Consider the following 1,713-nt stretch of genomic DNA (forward strand, 5'->3'; position numbering starts at 1 on the left):
ACCTACCTCGGCCGTTTGGGTACGCCGGCGGACATTGCGGGAGCGGTCGGGTTCTTGGCGTCCGTTGCCGCATCCTGGGTGACCGGGCAGGTGCTCAACGTGTGCGGCGGCCTGAGCATTCACGACGGGGCCAACTACGAAGATCTGGTCCGCATGGTCTTTGGCGATGAAGCCATTGACGGTGCCAAACCGCACGACGCGACTCCCACACGGTGAAACACTGGCGCCGTTCCTACTTCCGTCCGCCCGACATTTGGCCGGCCTACGCACGTCCACCGCGCAAACCAGTTAAGGTGACGTTGTTTTTTCATTTCCGGTTGCCGATGAAGGGTGATCATGAGTGAGCTTCAGCTGTCGGTGGCGTTGCCTCCGAGTGCCAGGATCGCGGACTACGCCCGCGCGGCCGAAGAGGCCGGGTGCATACGACTCTGGCTCTTCGATTCGCCGGCGGTCTACGGCGACATCTGGATCGCCGCAGCACGGGCCGCCGATGCGACGTCCGAGCTGGGGGTCGGCACCGGAGTCGCGGTGCCGTCCCTTCGACATCCGATGGTCACCGCCGCTGCGATCGCGACCATCGAGGAGACCGCACCAGGACGGTTGACGTGTGCCTTCGGAACGGGATTCACCGCGCGGCGGGCGCTTGGCCAAAAGCCCTTGGCGTGGGCACGGGTCGCCGAGTACGTCAGAACACTGCGCGCTCTGCTCAATGGGGATCTCGTCGAGATCGACGACGCGCCCTGTCAAATGCTGCACATGTCCGGATGGGCCCCGAGGCGACCGATCCGTACGCTATTGTGGGTCGCCCCGAGTGGACCGAAGGGCATGGCCGTCGCCGAGGCAATCGACGCCGACGGTGTACTACTGAGCCAACCGCCCGAAAGCCCCTTGAAGAGTTCGCGACCGGCCGCAATGATCGTGTCGGGCACGGTCCTACGTCCCGGTGAGAACCACGAGGACGCGCGAGTGATCGAAGCCGCGGGTCCATGGTACGCCGCGATGTGGCATGCCGTCTACGAGGCGGCACCGGACTACGTGACCGAGTTGCCGGGCGGTGACGTCTGGCTCGACGGGTTGCGCGCGGTGCGCCCAGCGGGACAGATGCACCTTGGCGTGCATGAGGGGCACGTCTGCGCGCTGACCGACCGGGACCGCAAGGCGATTCACGAAGCCGGGTCCGGCATCCTCGAGTATGGCTGGACCGGGCCGGCGGCCAAGGTCCGCTCGGCTGCGGCGAACTCGGCGGCGCTCGGCATCACCGAGATCGTCTACACGCCGGCCGGACCCGACATCGCCGGCGAGATCGACGCGTTCTCACAGGCATTCCATGGATGGGGCGCCAGCGCACCACCTGCCTACCCCTGCACGTGATCGAGAAATTCCGAGACCGCCGGGTCGGCGTCACGCGAGTCCGGCAGTTCTGGAGGACAACCCAGATCAAGGGCGTTGGCAGCGCACTCAACTCGCCGTCAGAGGCATCCAACGGTGAGGCCGGCGGGTCGCGCAATGGCACCCAGCAGGGTTAGACGGTGGCCATCGGGCGGACCCGCATCGTGCCAAGGGCTTACACGCCACCGTCGATGGTCATCAGCGACCCCGTGGTGTAGCTCGAAGCGTCCGACAGCAGATACACCGCCGCTCCGACGATCTCGTCTGGGCGCCCGACCCGACCCAAGGCGATGGGCCGCACCACCTCGGGCAATATGTCGGGGT

At 66.4% G+C, this 1,713-nt stretch carries 3 protein-coding genes; 2 read left to right on the forward strand and 1 reads right to left on the reverse strand.

The genetic code is table 11. The annotated features are described in order from the left end of the window. On the forward strand, window positions 1-216 hold a 216-nt coding region (locus ACRDUX_RS28075), incomplete at its 5' end, for an SDR family oxidoreductase (RefSeq protein WP_526418657.1). Window positions 217-336: 120 nt separating this feature from the next. After that, on the forward strand, window positions 337-1,371 hold the full coding sequence (locus ACRDUX_RS28080; RefSeq protein WP_526418659.1) for an LLM class flavin-dependent oxidoreductase: 1,035 nt from the start codon (window positions 337-339) through the stop codon (window positions 1,369-1,371). A 193-nt stretch (window positions 1,372-1,564) separates the two neighbouring features. Here the strand turns inward: ACRDUX_RS28080 and ACRDUX_RS28085 are convergent, their stop codons facing one another. Beyond that, window positions 1,565-1,693, reverse strand: coding sequence for an SDR family oxidoreductase (locus ACRDUX_RS28085; protein WP_526418660.1), 129 nt, complete (start codon window positions 1,691-1,693; stop codon window positions 1,565-1,567). Between the last annotated feature and the right edge of the window lie 20 nt (window positions 1,694-1,713).

This window comes from Mycobacterium sp. (assembly GCF_050701675.1).
GTDB lineage: Bacteria > Actinomycetota > Actinomycetes > Mycobacteriales > Mycobacteriaceae > Mycobacterium.

Coding starts and splice junctions, on each gene's coding strand:
- ACRDUX_RS28080 (WP_526418659.1), top strand. CDS start 337: ATGAGTGAGCTTCAGCTGTCGGTGGCGTTGCCTCCGAGTGCCAGGATC.